This window comes from Massilia sp. CCM 8734 (assembly GCF_011682155.1).
In the GTDB taxonomy this organism is placed as follows: domain Bacteria; phylum Pseudomonadota; class Gammaproteobacteria; order Burkholderiales; family Burkholderiaceae_D; genus Telluria_A; species Telluria_A rubra.
On sequence record NZ_WHJI01000041.1, the window covers coordinates 24,034 to 40,686 of the forward strand.

A 16,653-nucleotide genomic window follows, 5' to 3' on the forward strand; every position below is an offset into this window, starting at 1 on the left:
TTTGCCGTCAAAAGACGGAAATGTGCGCCGATTTCGCATGCGATGGCGCAGCGCACTATAATAAACGTCCGATCGCATTGTTCTGCTCCCCGCTGTCAGCCAAAACGGACCTACCCACTCTATGCACTACGTGTCTACCCGCGCCGCCAAGGCCACCGCTTCGCAAGCTCCCCAACAATTCTCCGACATCCTGCTGGGCGGCCTCGCGCCCGACGGCGGCCTGTACCTGCCGGCCGAGTATCCCCAGGTGACCGGTGCCGAACTCGATGCCTGGCGCAAGCTGTCGTACGCCGACCTGGCCTTCGAGATCCTGAAAAAGTTCGCGACCGATATTCCCGAAGCGGACCTCAAAAAGCTCACCAAGAAGACCTACACGGCCGAGGTGTACCGCAACGTGCGCAAGGGCGAAAAGAGCGCCGACATCACGCCGCTGCGCATCCTCGAACAACACGGCGATAAAACGCTGATCCTGCAGGCGCTGTCGAACGGCCCGACCCTGGCCTTCAAGGACATGGCGATGCAGTTGCTGGGCAACCTGTTCGAATACACGCTGGCCAAGGACGGCGCGGAGCTCAACATCTTCGGCGCGACCTCGGGCGACACCGGCAGCGCGGCCGAATACGCCATGCGCGGCAAGAAGGGCATCCGCGTGTTCATGCTCTCGCCGCACAAGAAAATGAGCGCCTTCCAGAGCGCGCAAATGTTCAGCCTGCAGGATCCGAACATCTTCAACATCGCCGTCGAAGGCGTGTTCGACGACTGCCAGGACCTGGTCAAGGCGGTCTCCAACGACCTGCCGTTCAAGGCCAAGCAAAAAATCGGCACCGTCAACTCGATCAACTGGGCGCGCGTGGTGGCCCAGGTGGTGTACTACTTCCGCGGCTACCTCGCGGCCACCACCGAGAATACGCAAAAAGTCTCGTTCACGGTCCCGTCGGGGAACTTCGGCAATATCTGCGCCGGCCACATCGCCCGCATGATGGGCCTGCCGATCGACCGCCTGGTGGCCGCCACCAATGAAAACGACGTGCTCGACGAATTCTTCCGCACCGGCGTGTACCGCGTGCGCAAGTCGGCCGAAACGTACCACACCAGCAGCCCGTCGATGGACATCTCCAAGGCGTCCAACTTCGAGCGCTTCATCTACGACCTGGTAGGGCGCGACGCCGAGCGCGTGCGCGCGCTGTTCCACAAGGTCGAAACCCAGGGCGGTTTTGATTTGTCGGGCAAACCGGGCAGCGACGGCGACGAATTCAAGCTGGTGTCGAACTACGGTTTCTCGTCGGGTAAATCGACCCACAAGGATCGCCTCGACACCATCCGCGACGTGGCCGACGATTTCGACATCACCATCGACACCCACACCGCCGACGGCATCAAGGTGGCGCGCCAGTACATGGCGCCGGGCGTGCCGATGATCGTGCTCGAAACCGCGCTGGCGGCCAAATTCAACGAAACCATCCTCGACGCGCTGGGCGTGGACGCCGAACGTCCGCCAGGGTTCGAAGATATCGAATCGCTGCCGCAGAAGTTCGTCGTCTTGCCGGCGGACGTGGTGCAGATGCAGGCTTACATCGCCGCCAACACGGGTCTGTAACAGCATGGCAAACGAATCACCCAAGAGCCGCGCGCCGATGCTGTCGGTGCGCGAGGCGCTCGACTTCCTTCAGGGCGCGGCGCGCCCCGTGCATGAAACGCAAGTCGTGCAGACCCTGGGCGCCAACGGCCGCGTGCTGGCCGCCTCCCAGGTCTCGACCATCGACGTACCGTCCGCCGACAACACGCAAATGGACGGTTACGCCGTGCGCGCGGCCGATTGCGCCGGCGGCGCGGCCACCTTGACGGTCACCCAGCGCATCCCGGCCGGCACGGTCGGCAAACCGTTGGAAGCCGGCGGCGCGGCGCGTATCTTCACCGGCGCCATGATCCCGCAAGGGGCGGACGCGGTCGTGATGCAGGAACAGTGCGAAGTTGGTCCTGGCGATACGGTGACCATCATGCACGCGCCGCAGGCGGGCGAATGGATCCGCCGCGCCGGCGAGGACATTCAAGCCGGCGGCGTTATCCTGGCCGCCGGAACGCGCTTGCGCAGCCAGGAACTGGGCCTGGCCGCCTCGGTCGGCCTGGCCAACCTGCCGGTGTACCGCCGCTTGCGGGTGGCGGTGTTTTTCACCGGCGACGAGCTGACCATGCCGGGCGAAGCGCCGGGCGGGCAACTGGCGCCGGGCGCCATCTACAATTCGAACCGCTTCACCCTGCGCGCACTGCTGGAGAACCTGGGCTGCGCGATTTCCGACTTCGGCATCGTGCCCGATACCCTGGAAGCGACCCGCGAGACCTTGCGCAATGCCGCGCGCCAGAACGACTTGATCATCACGTCGGGCGGCGTGTCGGTCGGCGAGGAAGACCATATCAAGCCGGCGGTGGAAGCCGAAGGGCGCCTGAACATGTGGCAGATCGCCGTCAAGCCGGGCAAACCGCTGGCCTTCGGCGAAGTCGATCGCGATGGCGGATCGGCGTTCTTCCTCGGCTTGCCCGGCAATCCGGTGTCGAGTTTCGTCACGTTTTTGCTGTTCGTGCGTCCGTTCATCCTGCGCTTGCAGGGCGTCGCCGGCAGCGCCGAGCCGCGTGCGTACGCCATGCGCGCCGATTTCGACTGGCCGAAGGCCGACCGCCGCAATGAGTTCCTGCGCGTGCGCATCAACGACGCCGGCGGGCTCGATCTGTTTCCCAACCAGAGTTCGGGCGTGCTCACGTCCACCGTTTGGGGCGACGGCCTGCTCGACAATCCCGCCGGCCAGGCCATCAAGGGGGGCGACATCGTGCGCTTCATCCCATTTAGCGAATTACTGCATTAGGCATCGATGAACATTACACTGCGTTTTTTCGCCAGCGTGCGCGAAGCACTTGGCTCGTCACAGGAAACCGTTACTCTTCCAGCAGGCATCGACACGGTCGGCCAGGTGCGCCGCCACCTGATGGAGCGCGGCGAGAAGTGGGAGCAGGCCCTGTCGGAGCAGCGCGCCCTGCGCATGGCCTGCAACCAGGTCATGTGTGGCCCGGACCAGGTGGTGGAAGAGGGCGCCGAAGTGGCGTTCTTCCCGCCCGTGACGGGCGGCTGAAGCGACTATTCCTGACGCCCGACCCAGGCGGCCACGCCGTCGATGCTGCGAAAATCCGCCACCGAGCGGCAGGCAATGCGCCGATGGCGCGCCTGCATCATGCGCGCCAGGGCCGACCCCGGCCCCAGTTCCAGCGCCACCGTGACGCCGGCTTCCGCCGCCGCGTCCATGCAGTCGCTCCAGCGGATCGTTTGCACCAGCTGGCGCGATAATTCATCGACGGCCTGCATTTTTGTGTGCAGCGCCAGCGCGCTCACGCCGCCGAGCACCGGACACGCCGTCGTGGCGAAGCGCAGCGATTGCAGGGCCGCGTCGAAAACCGCGCGGGCCGGCGCCATCAGCGACGTATGCGACGCTACCGCGACCGGCAGGCGCTGGAGTTTTGCGCCTTCGGCGGCCGCCGCATCGCCCAGCGCCGCAAGATCGCTCGCCAGCCCGCCGGCGATGCAGGCATCGTAGCCGTTGACGATCGCGATTTCATAACCGTAGTCCGCAAGCAGTGCGGCGGCTTTCTCGATCGCCACCCCGCTGATGGCGACCAGCGCCTGCCCTGGCCCGGCACGGGCCGCATCATCCATCGCCGTCGCCCGTACCCGGCTTAGTGCAATGGCGTCGAGTGGCGCCAGCGCGCCCGCCACCGACCATGCGGCGACTTCACCGATGCTGTAACCGGCGGCCAGCATTGGCGTGGGCAGGTGCGCGCGCAGCGCTTCCCACACCGCCAGCGCGGCAGCGACGATCGATGGCTGGGCCACCGCGTTATCGAACAGCGTGGCGCTATCCATGCGAAGGCCGGCCTGGTCGAGCAGGGCGGCGGCGGCCGGGTCGGTGCGGGCCAGGTCGAACATGCCCGCGTGCTGGCCGCCCTGGCCCGAACACATGATGAACAGACCTTGCGTCATCGTTCGTACTCCACGGTCAGCGCATGCACGAAGCAGCTTGCCGCCAGCAGGTCGGCCGCGCCGCCCGGCGACAGATTGCGCTCGACGAAAGCGTGGTGGATCGCCAGCGCGTGTGCCTGCCATCCGCTTGACGCGGTGCCGCCGGCATGGCGGAAGGCGCTGGCCTGGATGCGCACAAAGGCCGCGCCCTGCGGCCCGCCCCGATGAACCACATTCGTGTCGCTGACGTGCGTCATCAGCGCGAACAGCGCGTCGATGCGGGCATGCTCCAGATTGCGCCCCTCCCGCAGCGTACGCCGCAAGGCCCCCAGTCCCGTGCCAAAGACCGACGGCAAGCCGCTGGCCGCTTCGTGGCGCGCGCCTTTGGCGCCGTGCTTTGCGGCGGCCGCCAGTCCGTTCGTCAGCTGGTGGATCGTTGTCGTATGGCCGCCCAACTCCTTGCCCCATCCGGCCAGCAGGTGCGCTTGCAGCGCGGCCGCCGTCAGGTCGGCGCCGTGGGCGTACGCCCGTCCGGCGGCGGCGCACAGCAGGCCGAGGCTGAAAATGGCGCCGCGATGGGTGTTGACGCCGCCGGTAGCGCGCAGCATGCGCTGCTCGGCGTCGATGCCGAGCCGCTTGAGCATGGCAAACGGCGCGCCCTGGCTGCCGGCGCGGCAAATATGGCGGAAGTAATGACGCAGCGAGAACAGGCTGCGCATGAAGGTGGCGGCGTTCATGTCGGTGTGGCTGCCGTTATCGATCATCGACACCAGCCCCGGTTTGGGGTACAGCGCCAGTTCGGCGTACAGGCTGGCGATGGCCAGCCGTGCCACATGCCGGGTGAGCCGGCGCGTATCGACAAGAATCGATGTGTCCATCATGCGAGCAGTTCCCGCAGCGACGCCCTCGTCGCTAAACGCACGCTGCCGGCATCCTTGACCAGTACACGGGCACCCGCGCCCGCAGCCGCGGCATCGCGCCATTCCGTCCACGCGACGGCGGCGCCGCCGGGAAAGACGATTTCGCCGTCGAGCGGAAGGCGATGCGCGTGCGCTTGCAGCAGCTCCATGCCGGCGTCGAGTTCGTGCAGGCTGGCGGGTGTGAACAAGAGGTCGAGGTCGGACGATTCGGTCAGGTAAGTCAGGCTTGTTACGGCTTGCAGGGCCAGCGAGCCGTAGGCGCGCAGCGTGATGCTGCCGGCATCGGCCAGCAGCGTCGCCAGTGGGGCGGCCCAGCGCGCCGGCGCCGCTCCCGCTGCGGCGCGCAGCGTCAGCGCATTTTCAACACGGGCGAGGGACTGCTCATCGACCTGTAAAGCGATGCGCAGCTTGCGGCCCGCCTCCGGCGGCGGCGCCAGGCCAAGGCACACCGCGCCGGGTGCGGCGTCGGGCGTGCGGCGCGTGACGATCAGTGGCCAGTCATGCCGGCGCCATTGTTCCAGCGCCGGCGTATGTGCCGGCGGCGCACCATCGAGCACGGCGGCCCAGCCGGCGCCGCTCAACCACGCCTGGTCATGGCGCGAGTACATTCGACCCTGCGACGATGGCGGCGATGACCGGTTGTGCCAACTTGCGCCCGCCGCGTTCCAGTCCGCGCGCGCTGCGCACATCGGTGGGGCCGGCGTCGCGCAATGCCTTGGCCAGGCTCGCGGCCAGGTCGCCGTCCCAGATCGCCTCGATGCCGCCCATGCGGGCGTAGTTTTCCGGCCCCGGCGCAAACACCGGATTCGACGCCGCCAGTTCGGTGAGCCGTTCTTCCGGCACCTTGGTGATGCGCGCCATCGCGGGCAAGCCCATGACGCGAATGGTGGCGTCGGGCAGGGCGTAGCAGGCGTCGGCCATCATGCCGCTGGTGATAAACCCGCCCGACAGCGCCTGGTCGTACACCAGGCCGACGATCTTGTGGCCGGAGCGGCGCGCCAGGTCCACGCATTTGCCCAGGTGCGCCATGTAGCTGTTGATGCCCAACATTTCGTCGCGGTGGCGCAGGCGCTGGCCCTGCGTGTCGACCATGATCAGGATTGGCCGGCCCGGATGCTCGCGCACCGTCTCCAGCACGAAGCGCGCCTGCGCCAGCGCGATTTCGACGCCGATCGGGGCGTGCCCGGTGGTGCCGACCACCGCAATGTCGGCGCCGGCGACGCGCGCGCCGCCACTCAGGAAGTTGTCGCTCTCCGTGATCGCATGCCCTTCGGGGAACAGTTGTGCGGCCAGTTCATTCCAGTTCATCGTGCACCTCCCGGTGTGTAGCTTGCCGCGAGGGCGGAAAAGGCGTCGGCCTCCATCATCGGCACGGCGGCCGGGTCAGGAATGCCCAGTTCGCGCCAGGCGTCGAGCGGGTCGGCGCAGCCGCCGAAGCGCGCGATGCGCTCGCCGAGCAGTGCCTGTTCGGCTTCGAGCGCGGCCAGGCTCAGTTCCACGCCGGCGGCCGTACTTTGCGCGATGGCGGCGATGGCGGCGTCGCGGAAGGCCTGCACCGTGTCGGGCACGATGGCCTGGCAGTCGCCCATCAGGTAGCGGTGCTTGCCGCCGGTGGTGCGCCAGACCAGTGCGCGGTCGCGCGAATCGAATTCTTCGACGCCGGAGGCGGTTTCGATCACTTCGGGGCCGGACATGGCCAGCCGGCCTTCTTCCGACATCACCACCGCGTTGGCGCAGCGCGCCACGATGCCCATGCCGCCGAAGCAGCCGTTCGAGCCGCCCACCAGGGCCACCACCGGAATGCCGGCGGCGCGCGCGTCGAGCAGGGCGCGCATGACTTCGGAGACGGCAATCAGGCCGGCGTTGGCCTCGTGCAGGCGCACGCCGCCGCTCTCCAACAGCAGCACCACGGCGGCGGCTTTCTCGAGCACCGCGCGGCGCAACAGGCCGGTGAGCTTGGCGCCGTGGACTTCGCCGACGGCGCCGCCCATGAAGCCACCTTCCTGCGCGGCGCAAAACACCGGCTGGCCTTTCAACTGCGCGCGCCCCACGGCCACGCCGTCGTCAAACGCAACCGGCGCGTCGAGCTGCCCCAGGTGCGGGCTGACCACGCGTGCCGACGGCGGCAAAAATTCTTCGAAACTGCCTTGGTCGAACAGGCGCGCCAGGCGTTCGCGCGCGGTCAGTTCAATGTAACTGGTGACTGCGCTGCTCATGCTTGCTCTCCCAGCATCGTTTGCACCGCCTGGTCCAGCCGCAGGCTCACCACGGCGGGCGTGGCGCCCATGTCGTTGATGTCGATGCGCGCGTCCATCAGTTGCCAGCGCTCGTGAAAGTCGCGCATCACCGCTTCCCAGGTGGCGCCAAAACCCACGGCGGCGGTCTTGATGGCGATGGTGCAGGCGCCGCCAAGGGGCGCCGATTCGATCAGCACTTCCAGGTTGCCCGAGCCGACCACGCCAACCACCTGCGCTTGCGCCGGCAGCACGCGGCTGCCATGTTCGAAGCGATATTCGAGCGTTTCCATTAGATTCTCCAGTATTTACCAGTTGCGGAAGCGCTTCGGCGGGTTGTACAAACCGCCCGAGGCGCGCACCAGGTCTTTCATGTTCCTGGCGGCGAGCAGGTCGCGCGTGGCGAGCCGCTTGTCGACGCCGATATCTTCCGCGCGGGCGATAATGCCTCGGTCGCGCAGGTTTTCCACCATGCGCCGGTCGCGCCCCATGCCCACCGGCGTGTAACCGGCCACGCCGCGAATGGCTTGCTCGCGTTCCTCGTCGCTGCGGCACAGCAGCAGGTTGGCGATGCCTTCCTCGGTCAGGATGTGGGTCACGTCGTCGCCGTAGATCATCACTGGCGGGATCGCCATGCCGGCCTGCTCGGCCAGTTCCCACGCATCGAGCTTGTCGACGAACGCCGGCTGCATATGCTCGCGGAAGGTCTCGACGATCTGCACCACCAGCTTCTGGCCGCGCGGGATGGTATTGCGGCCCTCGCGCGCCTGCTGGCCGGCTTTCAGCCACGCCGGGCTGGCATGGCGCCGTCCGCGCGCGTCGGCGCCCATGTTCGGCGCGCCGCCGAAGCCGGCGATGCGCCCTTGCGTCGCGGTCGAGGAGTTGCCCTGCAAGTCGATCTGCAGGGTCGATCCGATGAACATGTCGCAGGCATAGTGGCCGGCGGCCTGGCACAGGGCGCGGTTGCTGCGCATGCTGCCGTCCGGCCCCGTGAAGAACACGTCGGGCCGCGCGCGGATGTAGTCTTCCATGCCCAGTTCGGAGCCGAACGAATACACCGATTCGACAAAGCCCGATTCGATCGCGGGAATCAAGGCCGGATGGGGATTGAGCGCCCACTGGCGCGCAATTTTTCCTTTGAGGCCCAATGACTCGCCGTAGGTCGGCAGCAGCAGTTCGATGGCGGCCGTATCGAAGCCGATGCCGTGGTTCAGGCGCTCGACCTGGTACGGCGCGTAGATGCCCTTGATGGCCATCATCGCCATCAGCACCTGGATCTCGGAGATCTGGGCCGGGTCGCGCGTAAACAGCGGTTCTATATAGTAGGGCCGTGGCGACTGCACCACGAAGTCGACCCAGTCGCCAGGTATGTCCACGCGCGGCAGGGTGTCCATGATGCGGTTCACCTGCACGATCACGATGCCGTTCTTGAAGGCCGTCGCTTCGGCAATCGGCGGCGTGTCTTCGGTATTCGGGCCGGTGTACAGGTTGCCGTGGCGGTCGGCCGCTTCGGCCGCGATCAGGCACACGCGCGGCGTGAGGTCGATGAAGTAGCGGCTGAACAGCTCAAGGTAGGTATGGATCGCGCCGATCTTGAGTTTGCCGGCGGCCAGCAGCTTGGCCACGCGCGCCGCCTGCGGGCCTGAAAACGAAAAATCGAGGCGGTCGGCGACGCCGCGCTCGAATACGTCGAGGTGCTGCGGCAGCGCCAGCACCGATTGCAGCATATGCAGGCCGTTCACGCGCGCCGGGTCGAGCTGGGCCAGCGCCTGGCCCAAAAAGTCGGCCTGCTTCTGGTTGTTCCCCTCCAGGCAGACGCGGTCGCCCCGTTCGATCACGGCATACAGCAGTTCCGGCAGCAGCGCCGCCGGCAAGGCTTTGCCGTCGAGGGCACCGCCAAGCGAAGCGCCGGCGCGTGCCAGGCGTTCGGCGCGGTTGGTTTGCAGCGTGTTCCACTTCGCTGGCGATGCACTCATCTATTTCACTCCCATCATCATGTCAGGCAGGCCGGTCGCGATCGAAGGGAAAAAGCACAGCAGCACCACCGCAACGAACATCAAACCGAGGAAGGGCATGACGCCCCAGATCACATCCTTGAGCGGAATATCGGGCGCGATGTTCTTGATCACGAAGATATTCAAGCCCACCGGCGGGTGAATCAGTCCCATTTCCATCACCACGGTCATCACGATACCAAACCAGATCAGGTCGAAGCCGGCTTCTTTCAGCGGCGGCAGGATGATTGGCGCGGTCATCAGGATGATCGATACCGGCGGCAGGAAGAAGCCGAACACCACCACCATCAGCAAAATCACCGACAGCAGCACCCAGCGCGACAGGTGCATGTCCACCACCCACTGCGCGGCCGACTGGCTGATATGCAGGTAGCTCATGACGTACGAATACAGCAGCGACATCCCGATGATCAACAACAGCATGGTCGACTCCTTGATGGTCGACGACAGGATCGGCATGAGCTGCTTCGGGCGCCACACATTGTAGACCACCGCGATCAGCACCAGCGCCAGCAGGGCGCCGAGACCGGCCGTTTCGGACGGGGTGGCGTAGCCGCCGTAGAGTGCCACCATCACGCCGATCAGCAGGACGATAAAGGGTAGCACGCGCGGCAGCATTTCGACCTTTTCGCGCAGGGTGAAGTGCTCGGTGTCGAGGTAAGGCGACTTGTCGCCGCCAGCTTCATAGATCGCCTTGGCGATGGCGTACTCCTTGCGCGCGCGGAAAACCGCATAGCCGGAGAACAGGGCGACGAGCAGGACGCCGGGGCCGATTCCGGCCAGGAACAGGCGGCCGAGCGACTGTTCCGCCGCCACCGCGTACAGGATCATGGTGATCGACGGCGGCAGCAAAATGCCGAGCGTGCCGCCGGCGGCGATGATGCCGGCCGCGAAACCCGGCGAGTAGCCGCGCTTGCGCATTTCGGGAATGCCGGCCGAGCCGATGGCCGAGCAGGTCGCCGGCGACGAACCGGCCATTGCCGCGAACAGCGCGCAGGCAAACACGTTGGCGATACCGAGGCCGCCGGGGATCTTGTGCAGCCAGGTGTGAATGGCCGAATACAGGTCCTTGCCGGCCGGTGACTTGCCGATCGCCGCGCCCTTGAGGATGAACAGCGGGATCGACAGCAGGGTGATGGAGGCCATTTCTTCATACACGTTCTGGGTCACCGTGTCGAGCGACGACGACGGCATGAAAAAGAACATGAAGGAAATTGCCACCACCCCGAGGGCGAAGGCGATCGGCATGCCGGAGCACATGACGATCAGGGTGACGACGCCGTACAGGGCGCCGAGGGTCAGGTCGGTCATGGAGCGCTCCGCTGGTCGGCCGGGTTGTTGGCGGGTTTATTGGTGATATGGGCCAGGACCTGGACCAGGATTTGCAGCGTCAGGAGCGAAATCCCGAGCGCCATCATGCCGTACGGGATCCACAGCGGCGGCGCGAACGTCGACGAGGTGGTCTGGCCGTCGACCCAGGCTTCGTGAAACAGGGTCCACGACTTCCACGAAAAGAAGGCGCAGAACAGGCATGACATCACGTCCACCAGGAACAGGCGCACCGCGTTGACCTTCGGCGGCAGCAAGCTTGCCAGCGCCTCGATGCCGATATGGCCGCGCAGCGACTGCACGTAAGCGGTGCAGAAGAAGGTCACGCCAACGAGCATGAACACCGCCGCTTCATCCTGCCAGTCGGTGGGCAGCTTGAAGAAGTAGCGCGACACCACCGAATACGTCAGCACCAGCGCGGTGATGACGAGGGCCGCCATCGACAGCATGAGCAGCATGGCGTTGATCCGGTCGAGCGCGCGCGAGATGGCCGCCAGGACCGGGTGGTCCGGCACCGCCGGCCCTTTGGCCGGCGCCAGTTCGAAGCCGTGGCTCACAAGGTCTTCTCGGCCAGTGCCAGCAGCTTGGCGCAGTTGGCGTTCTTCTCGCGATAGTCGGTCCACGCGGTGGTGCGCGCAATGGCCTGCCATTTCTTGACGATGGTCGCGTTCAGGTCGACCACCTTGGCGCCGGCTTTCTGGTACACGGCGGCGACGGCCGCATCGTCGGCCTGGGCCGAGGTGCGCGCGAAGGTTTCCAGTTCGCCGCCGACCGCCATCATGAGCGCCTGCTGTTCCTTGCTCAAGCGATCGAAGATTGCCTTGGACATCATCAGCGGCTCGAACATGAACCAGTACGCGCCGCCGCGACCGGTGGTCAGCGCTTTCGATACTTCCTCCAGGCGGAACGAAATCAGCGAGGTGGACGAGGTCAGCGCCGCATCCATCGCGCCGGTCTGCATGGCGGCGTAGATTTCATTCGACGGCAAGGTAACGACGGCGGCGCCGGCGGCCTTGAGGATCAGGTCCATCTCGCGCGAGCCGCCGCGCACCTTCATGCCGCGCACGTCTTCCGGCTCGATGATTGGCTTGCTGCGCGACGCCACGCCGCCGGCCTGCCAGATCCAGCTCAGGACCACGATGCCTTTTTCGGCCAGGATGCGCGCCAGTTCCTTGCCCACTTCGGCTTTCTTCCAGCTGTAACCCTGCTCGTAGGTGGTGACCAGGCCGGGCATGAGGCCGATGTTGACTTCCGGGACTTCGCCGCCGGCGTACGACAGCGGCACCAGCGACAGGTCGAGCGCACCCTTGCGCATGGCCGAGAACTGCGAATTGGTCTTCATCAGGGAGGAACCCGGATAGATCGAGAACTTGAGCGCGCCCTTGCTGCGTTTTTCCACTTCGGCCGCGAACATCCGGCACAGGCGATCGCGGAAGTCGCCTTCGCTGATCGTGCCACCGGGGAACTGGTGCGAAATTTTCAGGCTGGTCGTCTGGGCCCAGGCATTGTGCATCCAGAGTGGGCTCGAGGCGAGCGCGGCAAGCACGGTTCTGCGGGTCATTACGGTCATACATCCTCCAAGATGATGGAAACTGCGCGGGTGGCACTACATCGAACGACGACGCGGCACACGCAGTATTTAGCGCATGCAAACGTCGTTTCTTGGTATACAGTAATATTTCTAAAAATAGCTTGTCAAGTTCTATCGTGCTTTTATAATGAAATCTTGTATACAACCGGTGACAGTAAATACACATGAGTAGCCGCTCCGTAATACTTCGCGAGAAGATCGAAGAGCTGATTGCGGTCGGCGCACTGGCGCCCGGCCAGCATCTGGACGAGACCGAACTGGCCGCGCGCTTCGGCGTGTCGCGCACGCCGATCCGCGAAACGCTGATCCAGTTGTCGTCGATGGGATTGGTGGTGATCCGCCCGCGGCGCGGCGCGGTGGTGGCCGAACTGGGGCCGCACCAGCTGGTGGAGATGTTCGAAGTGATGTCGGAGCTGGAGGCGACCTGCAGCCGGCTGGCGGCGCGCCGCATGACGGCGGCCGACCATGTCAGGCTGCTGGCGGCGCACCTGGCCTGCCGCGAGGCGCGCGACGCCAGCGATCCGGACGCGTACTACTACAAGAACGAAGCCTTCCACGAAGCCATCTACGCGGGCAGCCATAACCAGTTCCTGCTGGAGCAGACGCGCAACCTGTACCGCCGCCTGCGCCCCTACCGGCGCTTGCAACTGCGCGTGCGCGACCGGGTCGCGGCCTCGTATGAGGAACACGATGGCCTGGTGCAGGCGATCCTGGCCGGCGATGGCGACAAGGCCGAAAAGCTCACCCGCAGCCACGTGATGATCCAGGGCCAGCGCTTCGCCGACCTGATGGCGTCCCTGCCGCAACTGGCGGCGGGCGAGCTGCTGGAGCCGGGCGCGGCGGACGGCACGCAGCGCGGCGCTGCCCCCATCCCTTAGAAACATGCCGGGCTGACCCGACGGCAATGTTGATGCGCCAAGGCTCTGTGCCGGCGCGATGCCGCCTCGATCGCAGACGGGAGGAGCCGTGCTGGACGGTTACTCCCTTGCGCGCTTTTCGTGCGTGTGCCGGGCTTACTGCCGATGCGTTTTGAGTGCCGCGTCCAGCTTTTTAAACACATCGGCGTGAAGTGAGCGGGTGTGTTTGTTCATATGCTTGCGCAGGTGGTCCAGTTCGCGATACTGTTCGTCGGCCAGCAATGGTTCCTTGTGTTCCAGTGCCCAGACGGCATACTCAACCCTTGCCTCCACGCCGGGGAAACGCTCGACGAGATGCGCAAATTCCTCCGCCGCTTCCTTGTTCAGGCCCGCCCTGGAATATGCCTGCGCCAATAGCAAACTCAGTTTGTCCTGGCGGAAAGCGGGATGGCTGGCGCGCAGCGTCGTCAGCATACGCACCGACTCGGCAGCCTGGGAGTTGGCCAGCAATGCCTGCGCCGCGCCGAAGCGAATGTCGGGGTCGCCTGCGAACGGGCCTTGCAGGCACGCTTCATATTGCTGCGCCGCCTCGGCGGCCATGCCCGCCTCCAGCATGGCACCAGCCAGCCGCGTCTGATTATGGGCGGTTGGCGTGAGCTCGAACGCATCCCGGGCATCGCGTACGGCGCGTCCAGGGTCTAAAGTGCTGAGCACGCTGCGACCGGCGCGGGTCAGGGCCTGGTCGAGCCGCGACTGCGGCAGGTAGATGGCGAAGAAATACACCACGCTACCAAGCAAAGGGAACGAGAACAGGATGAGCAGCCAGTACAGCTCGCGGCGGGAACGAACGACATGGACCGCGAAGTACAGCGCAACCAGGATATGCAAACCGACACCAAGAATGGGCACAATCGCTCCACTTATCGTTATTGTAAAAGTTTCATTTTATCAATTAATTAATCTGTACGCAATCAGAAGGATTTCCAGTGTCCTAGCCAGTTGATCGTGACTGCCGCTGAAAGTTCCTGTCGCTTGCGCCTGGCGACGCAGGGCGTGGCCAGGCGGCGTCACGGTGCGCTACGCCGGCAGCTTGTGCCAGGTGCCGACGATATCGGCCACCAGCTTTTTTACGTGCAGGCTGTGGGGATGGGCGTCGGCGTAGCCGCTGGCGCGCCGCACCGCGCCGGCGAACGGGGCGCGCCGGCCGACCCGGGCCATCAGCTCCTTGCCTTCGGGCGTGCCGAGGTAGGCGATCAGTTTGCGCGGGTCGAGCTCCGGGTCGTCGAGGTGCGCCATGACCGTCACTTCATATGGCTGGCGGCTGATCCATTGCTCGGTCAGGGCGCTGGCGTGCAGCCAGCCGGCGTAGCGGATCGCGTCCACGTAGCCAAAACTGCCGGCCGCGCGCGGGAAGTCGACCCGGGTGCGCCGCAGCAGTTCGCCGACGGCCTGGCGTGTTTCGGGCAGCATCGGGTCGAGCAGCTCGCTGCCGAAGCCCATGATCATCACGTCCACGCCGTAGCGCGATTGTTCGGCGGCGATCAGCTGTACGTAGCGCAACTGCTGTTCGCGCGGCGCGAAGCGCAGGGCGCGCGCCAGTTCGCCGGCGATTTCTTCGCTTTCCATCAGGCCGGCGCGCTTGGCGCGCAGCAGGATCTCGATGGTTTCGTCGGCGCCGACGGCCTGCGCCAGCGGATAGATGGCGCTGCGCGCGATGCGCCGGCTGGGCGAGGCGGCCAGCGTGCGCAGCTCCCCCACGATGGTGTCGTTCATGCCGGAGGCATTGCTGCGCGAGTACAGGCTGCCGAGCAGGCGGATCTGGTCGATCTTGTGCTCTTCCGAACGGGCCGCGCGCAGTGCGGCGCGCACGCGCTTGACGTTGGCCGCGGTGGGGTCCAGGCGCACGGTGGCGCCGGCACGGACGGTGGCCGATGGTGCGGCGGCGGGTGCCGCCAGCGCGGTGAAGGATGCGCAAATCGCCAGAATGGCCAGTGCACGTTTCATGTGGTCTCCAGGGTTGATACAGCGGGAACCAGCAGTGTGCAATGCCATTCTTGATAACTGTCAAAGCTGCATCGCGTAGCAAAAAACGCCACCGCGCGTAGCAGCCGGACGCACGATCAGAGGTTTTTCAGGAAGCGGGCGATGGCCTCGTTCACCTGTTCCGGCTGGTCGATCATGGCGAAGTGCCGGGCCGGCGCCACCGTGACCACCTGCGCCGTCGGCGCCGCCTCGATCAGCGAGGCGTAGTAGGCCTTCTTGGTCTCTTCGGTCAGCTCGTGGGCGCTGGCGTCGGCATCGAAGTACGGCGCGATCAGGAGCACCGGCGCGCTGATTTTCGACAGCGCCGGGCGCAGGTCCATGGCGAACGTTTCGGCCATATACTGCAGCACCGCGCCCGGATCGCTGCGCGCACTCAGCTTGGCCAGTTCGTCGGCGCGCGCCATGTCCATCACGCCGATGCCGCGCATATAGTCCTGCTGTTGCGCGGCGAACGCGCGCTGGTCGCCCGGCACCATGCGGCGCGCCAGTTGCTGCGCCATCTGCTCGCGCTGGCGCGGCGTCAGGTCTTCGGCGCCGGGGAAGACCGGCAAGCCGTCGATGCTGATCACGCCGCCGATATCTTGCGGGCGCTGCGCCGCCAGCGAGAAGGCCAGCACGCCGCCCAGGCTGTGCCCGACCAGCACCGGCTTGACCAGTTTGCGCGTGTCGATCAGTTGCGCCAGCGCGCGCTGGGCCGCTTCCATTTGCTTGCCCGGCGCCGGCGCGCGGCCGTCGAAGCCGGGCAGGGTGACGATGTACACGCTGTACTCGCCCATGAAGCGGCGCGCCGTGCCTTGCCAGGCCCAGGACCCGCTGGCCAGCCCCGGAATGAGGATCAGGGCGCGCTTGCCCTTGCCGTGCCGTTCGACCTGCATGGCGCCGATGTCGAAGCGTTCGGCCGGAACGAGGGTGGCGGCGAAGCGGTTGCTTGTTGTCGGTGGCGCATCGGCGGCGAAGGCGGGCGCGCTGGCCGCGAACATCAGTGCGATGACAAAACGAACAATCATGGTGTCTCCTGGTCGGGATGGAAAATGGATTCGAGCGGTTGCGCGAACAGCCGGGCGATGGCAAAGGCCAGCGGCAGGCTCGGGTCGTAGCGCCCGGTTTCGATGGCGTTGACGGTCTGGCGCGATACCTTCAGCAGGTCGGCCAGGTGCGCCTGGCTCCAGCCATGCCGCGCGCGCAAGGCGCGGATGGTGTTGTTCATTGGTTTGTGATCTTGCGCACCAAAACGATCAGGAGCCAGCTGACGGCCATGAGCGGCCACACCACGAACATCGACACGCGCGGAAAGCCCGCCAGCTCCAGGAAGCCGTAGCTGAAGGTCAGGCTGGCCGTGATGGCGGCGGCCATCGCGATGTTTTGCAGCGTCACCATGCGTACGAATTCGTCCACGCGGCGCATCTGGCGCACGATCGCCCACACGGCCAGCGCCACGCCGATCACGGGAATGGCCAGGATCAGCGTGCGCGCCGGCCCGTTGGGCAGGTTTTTGCCGAACACGATCGACAAGGTCAGCAGCAGCCAATAGACGCCAATGGCGCCGAACAGCTCGCGCAGGTAGCGCTGGCCGATGATCTTTTCGTGCATGTCCGTCTCCGTGATTGTCAAGTCTGCTTTACATGGTAGGCAGCAAAGCATGCGATGTCAAGCATGCTTTA

19 protein-coding genes are annotated in these 16,653 nt (G+C 65.7%); 4 read left to right on the forward strand and 15 right to left on the reverse strand.

Features of this window, described 5'->3' with window-relative positions; all coding sequences use genetic code 11:
- Positions 1–121 precede the first annotated feature (121 nt).
- The 3 genes from thrC to moaD are packed head-to-tail and all read left to right on the forward strand — an operon-like array spanning position 122 to position 3,122.
- Positions 122–1,597, forward strand: coding sequence for a threonine synthase (gene thrC / locus F2P46_RS28375; protein WP_166896583.1), 1,476 nt, complete (start codon positions 122–124; stop codon positions 1,595–1,597).
- A 4-nt stretch (positions 1,598–1,601) separates the two neighbouring features.
- Positions 1,602–2,858, forward strand: a complete 1,257-nt coding sequence (gene glp / locus F2P46_RS28380) for a gephyrin-like molybdotransferase Glp (RefSeq protein WP_166896585.1) — start codon at positions 1,602–1,604, stop codon at positions 2,856–2,858.
- A 6-nt stretch (positions 2,859–2,864) separates the two neighbouring features.
- Positions 2,865–3,122 carry a molybdopterin converting factor subunit 1 gene (gene moaD / locus F2P46_RS28385; protein ID WP_166896587.1) on the forward strand — a complete coding sequence of 86 codons (258 nt, stop codon included), beginning with the start codon at positions 2,865–2,867 and terminating at the stop codon, positions 3,120–3,122.
- Positions 3,123–3,127: 5 nt separating this feature from the next.
- On the opposite strand, the gene F2P46_RS28390 is transcribed toward moaD, so the two are convergent.
- From F2P46_RS28390 to dctP, 10 genes are read right to left on the reverse strand one after another with little or no spacing between them, the layout of a single operon-like run.
- Entirely contained in the window at positions 3,128–4,024 is an 897-nt protein-coding gene (locus tag F2P46_RS28390) for an acyltransferase domain-containing protein (RefSeq protein WP_166896589.1), read from the reverse strand.
- Positions 4,021–4,884, reverse strand: a complete 864-nt coding sequence (mdcB, locus tag F2P46_RS28395) for a triphosphoribosyl-dephospho-CoA synthase MdcB (RefSeq protein WP_166896591.1) — start codon at positions 4,882–4,884, stop codon at positions 4,021–4,023. Before mdcB ends, F2P46_RS28390 begins: the two co-directional genes overlap by 4 nt.
- Positions 4,881–5,531 (reverse strand): malonate decarboxylase holo-[acyl-carrier-protein] synthase, encoded by a 651-nt coding sequence (gene mdcG / locus F2P46_RS28400; protein WP_166896593.1) that lies wholly within the window; start codon positions 5,529–5,531, stop codon positions 4,881–4,883. Before mdcG ends, mdcB begins: the two co-directional genes overlap by 4 nt.
- Positions 5,515–6,231, reverse strand: coding sequence for a biotin-independent malonate decarboxylase subunit gamma (gene mdcE, locus F2P46_RS28405; RefSeq protein ID WP_166896595.1), 717 nt, complete (start codon positions 6,229–6,231; stop codon positions 5,515–5,517). The genes mdcG and mdcE overlap by 17 nt, the downstream gene beginning before the upstream one ends.
- On the reverse strand, positions 6,228–7,139 hold the full coding sequence (locus F2P46_RS28410) for a biotin-independent malonate decarboxylase subunit beta (RefSeq protein ID WP_166896597.1): 912 nt from the start codon (positions 7,137–7,139) through the stop codon (positions 6,228–6,230). Before F2P46_RS28410 ends, mdcE begins: the two co-directional genes overlap by 4 nt.
- Positions 7,136–7,450 carry a malonate decarboxylase acyl carrier protein gene (mdcC, locus tag F2P46_RS28415; protein WP_166896599.1) on the reverse strand — a complete coding sequence of 105 codons (315 nt, stop codon included), beginning with the start codon at positions 7,448–7,450 and terminating at the stop codon, positions 7,136–7,138. Before mdcC ends, F2P46_RS28410 begins: the two co-directional genes overlap by 4 nt.
- 15 nt (positions 7,451–7,465) lie before the next feature.
- Positions 7,466–9,133 (reverse strand): malonate decarboxylase subunit alpha, encoded by a 1,668-nt coding sequence (mdcA, locus tag F2P46_RS28420; protein WP_166896601.1) that lies wholly within the window; start codon positions 9,131–9,133, stop codon positions 7,466–7,468.
- A complete protein-coding gene (locus F2P46_RS28425) occupies positions 9,134–10,483 on the reverse strand; it encodes a TRAP transporter large permease (protein ID WP_166896603.1) in 1,350 nt (449 codons plus the stop codon). It lies immediately after the preceding gene.
- Positions 10,480–11,058, reverse strand: coding sequence for a TRAP transporter small permease (locus tag F2P46_RS28430; RefSeq protein ID WP_368737967.1), 579 nt, complete (start codon positions 11,056–11,058; stop codon positions 10,480–10,482). Before F2P46_RS28430 ends, F2P46_RS28425 begins: the two co-directional genes overlap by 4 nt.
- Positions 11,055–12,071 (reverse strand): TRAP transporter substrate-binding protein DctP, encoded by a 1,017-nt coding sequence (gene dctP, locus F2P46_RS28435; RefSeq protein WP_166896606.1) that lies wholly within the window; start codon positions 12,069–12,071, stop codon positions 11,055–11,057. Before dctP ends, F2P46_RS28430 begins: the two co-directional genes overlap by 4 nt.
- Positions 12,072–12,256: 185 nt before the next feature.
- Here dctP and F2P46_RS28440 point away from each other — a divergent pair, with 185 nt between their 5' ends.
- On the forward strand, positions 12,257–12,970 hold the full coding sequence (locus F2P46_RS28440; RefSeq protein WP_166896609.1) for a GntR family transcriptional regulator: 714 nt from the start codon (positions 12,257–12,259) through the stop codon (positions 12,968–12,970).
- A gap of 135 nt (positions 12,971–13,105) precedes the next feature.
- Here the strand turns inward: F2P46_RS28440 and F2P46_RS28445 are convergent, their stop codons facing one another.
- The 5 genes from F2P46_RS28445 to F2P46_RS28465 all read right to left on the reverse strand — a co-directional run bounded on the left by F2P46_RS28445 (position 13,106) and on the right by F2P46_RS28465 (position 16,582).
- Complete coding sequence (locus tag F2P46_RS28445; RefSeq protein WP_166896611.1) at positions 13,106–13,858, reverse strand: tetratricopeptide repeat protein; 753 nt, start codon at positions 13,856–13,858, stop codon at positions 13,106–13,108.
- Positions 13,859–14,026: 168 nt separating this feature from the next.
- Positions 14,027–14,953: a hypothetical protein gene (locus tag F2P46_RS28450; RefSeq protein WP_166896613.1), complete on the reverse strand. Its 927-nt coding sequence runs from the start codon at positions 14,951–14,953 to the stop codon at positions 14,027–14,029.
- 116 nt (positions 14,954–15,069) lie between these two features.
- Positions 15,070–15,999 carry an alpha/beta fold hydrolase gene (locus F2P46_RS28455; protein WP_166896615.1) on the reverse strand — a complete coding sequence of 310 codons (930 nt, stop codon included), beginning with the start codon at positions 15,997–15,999 and terminating at the stop codon, positions 15,070–15,072.
- Complete coding sequence (locus F2P46_RS28460) at positions 15,996–16,199, reverse strand: helix-turn-helix transcriptional regulator (protein ID WP_166896617.1); 204 nt, start codon at positions 16,197–16,199, stop codon at positions 15,996–15,998. The genes F2P46_RS28455 and F2P46_RS28460 overlap by 4 nt, the downstream gene beginning before the upstream one ends.
- On the reverse strand, positions 16,196–16,582 hold the full coding sequence (locus F2P46_RS28465; RefSeq protein ID WP_166896619.1) for a hypothetical protein: 387 nt from the start codon (positions 16,580–16,582) through the stop codon (positions 16,196–16,198). The genes F2P46_RS28460 and F2P46_RS28465 overlap by 4 nt, the downstream gene beginning before the upstream one ends.
- Positions 16,583–16,653: the final 71 nt, after the last annotated feature.

Bases quoted from the DNA above. Each gene is read 5' to 3' on its own strand.
- mdcG (WP_166896593.1), bottom strand. From the start codon at position 5,531: ATGTACTCGCGCCATGACCAGGCGTGGTTGAGCGGCGCCGGCTGGGCC.
- moaD (WP_166896587.1), top strand. From the start codon at position 2,865: ATGAACATTACACTGCGTTTTTTCGCCAGCGTGCGCGAAGCACTTGGC.
- F2P46_RS28390 (WP_166896589.1), bottom strand. From the start codon at position 4,024: ATGACGCAAGGTCTGTTCATCATGTGTTCGGGCCAGGGCGGCCAGCAC.
- mdcC (WP_166896599.1), bottom strand. From the start codon at position 7,450: ATGGAAACGCTCGAATATCGCTTCGAACATGGCAGCCGCGTGCTGCCG.
- F2P46_RS28425 (WP_166896603.1), bottom strand. From the start codon at position 10,483: ATGACCGACCTGACCCTCGGCGCCCTGTACGGCGTCGTCACCCTGATC.
- F2P46_RS28410 (WP_166896597.1), bottom strand. From the start codon at position 7,139: ATGAGCAGCGCAGTCACCAGTTACATTGAACTGACCGCGCGCGAACGC.
- mdcA (WP_166896601.1), bottom strand. From the start codon at position 9,133: ATGAGTGCATCGCCAGCGAAGTGGAACACGCTGCAAACCAACCGCGCC.
- mdcB (WP_166896591.1), bottom strand. From the start codon at position 4,884: ATGATGGACACATCGATTCTTGTCGATACGCGCCGGCTCACCCGGCAT.
- F2P46_RS28465 (WP_166896619.1), bottom strand. From the start codon at position 16,582: ATGCACGAAAAGATCATCGGCCAGCGCTACCTGCGCGAGCTGTTCGGC.
- F2P46_RS28455 (WP_166896615.1), bottom strand. From the start codon at position 15,999: ATGATTGTTCGTTTTGTCATCGCACTGATGTTCGCGGCCAGCGCGCCC.
- F2P46_RS28450 (WP_166896613.1), bottom strand. From the start codon at position 14,953: ATGAAACGTGCACTGGCCATTCTGGCGATTTGCGCATCCTTCACCGCG.
- dctP (WP_166896606.1), bottom strand. From the start codon at position 12,071: ATGACCGTAATGACCCGCAGAACCGTGCTTGCCGCGCTCGCCTCGAGC.
- F2P46_RS28440 (WP_166896609.1), top strand. From the start codon at position 12,257: ATGAGTAGCCGCTCCGTAATACTTCGCGAGAAGATCGAAGAGCTGATT.
- thrC (WP_166896583.1), top strand. From the start codon at position 122: ATGCACTACGTGTCTACCCGCGCCGCCAAGGCCACCGCTTCGCAAGCT.
- glp (WP_166896585.1), top strand. From the start codon at position 1,602: ATGGCAAACGAATCACCCAAGAGCCGCGCGCCGATGCTGTCGGTGCGC.
- F2P46_RS28460 (WP_166896617.1), bottom strand. From the start codon at position 16,199: ATGAACAACACCATCCGCGCCTTGCGCGCGCGGCATGGCTGGAGCCAG.
- mdcE (WP_166896595.1), bottom strand. From the start codon at position 6,231: ATGAACTGGAATGAACTGGCCGCACAACTGTTCCCCGAAGGGCATGCG.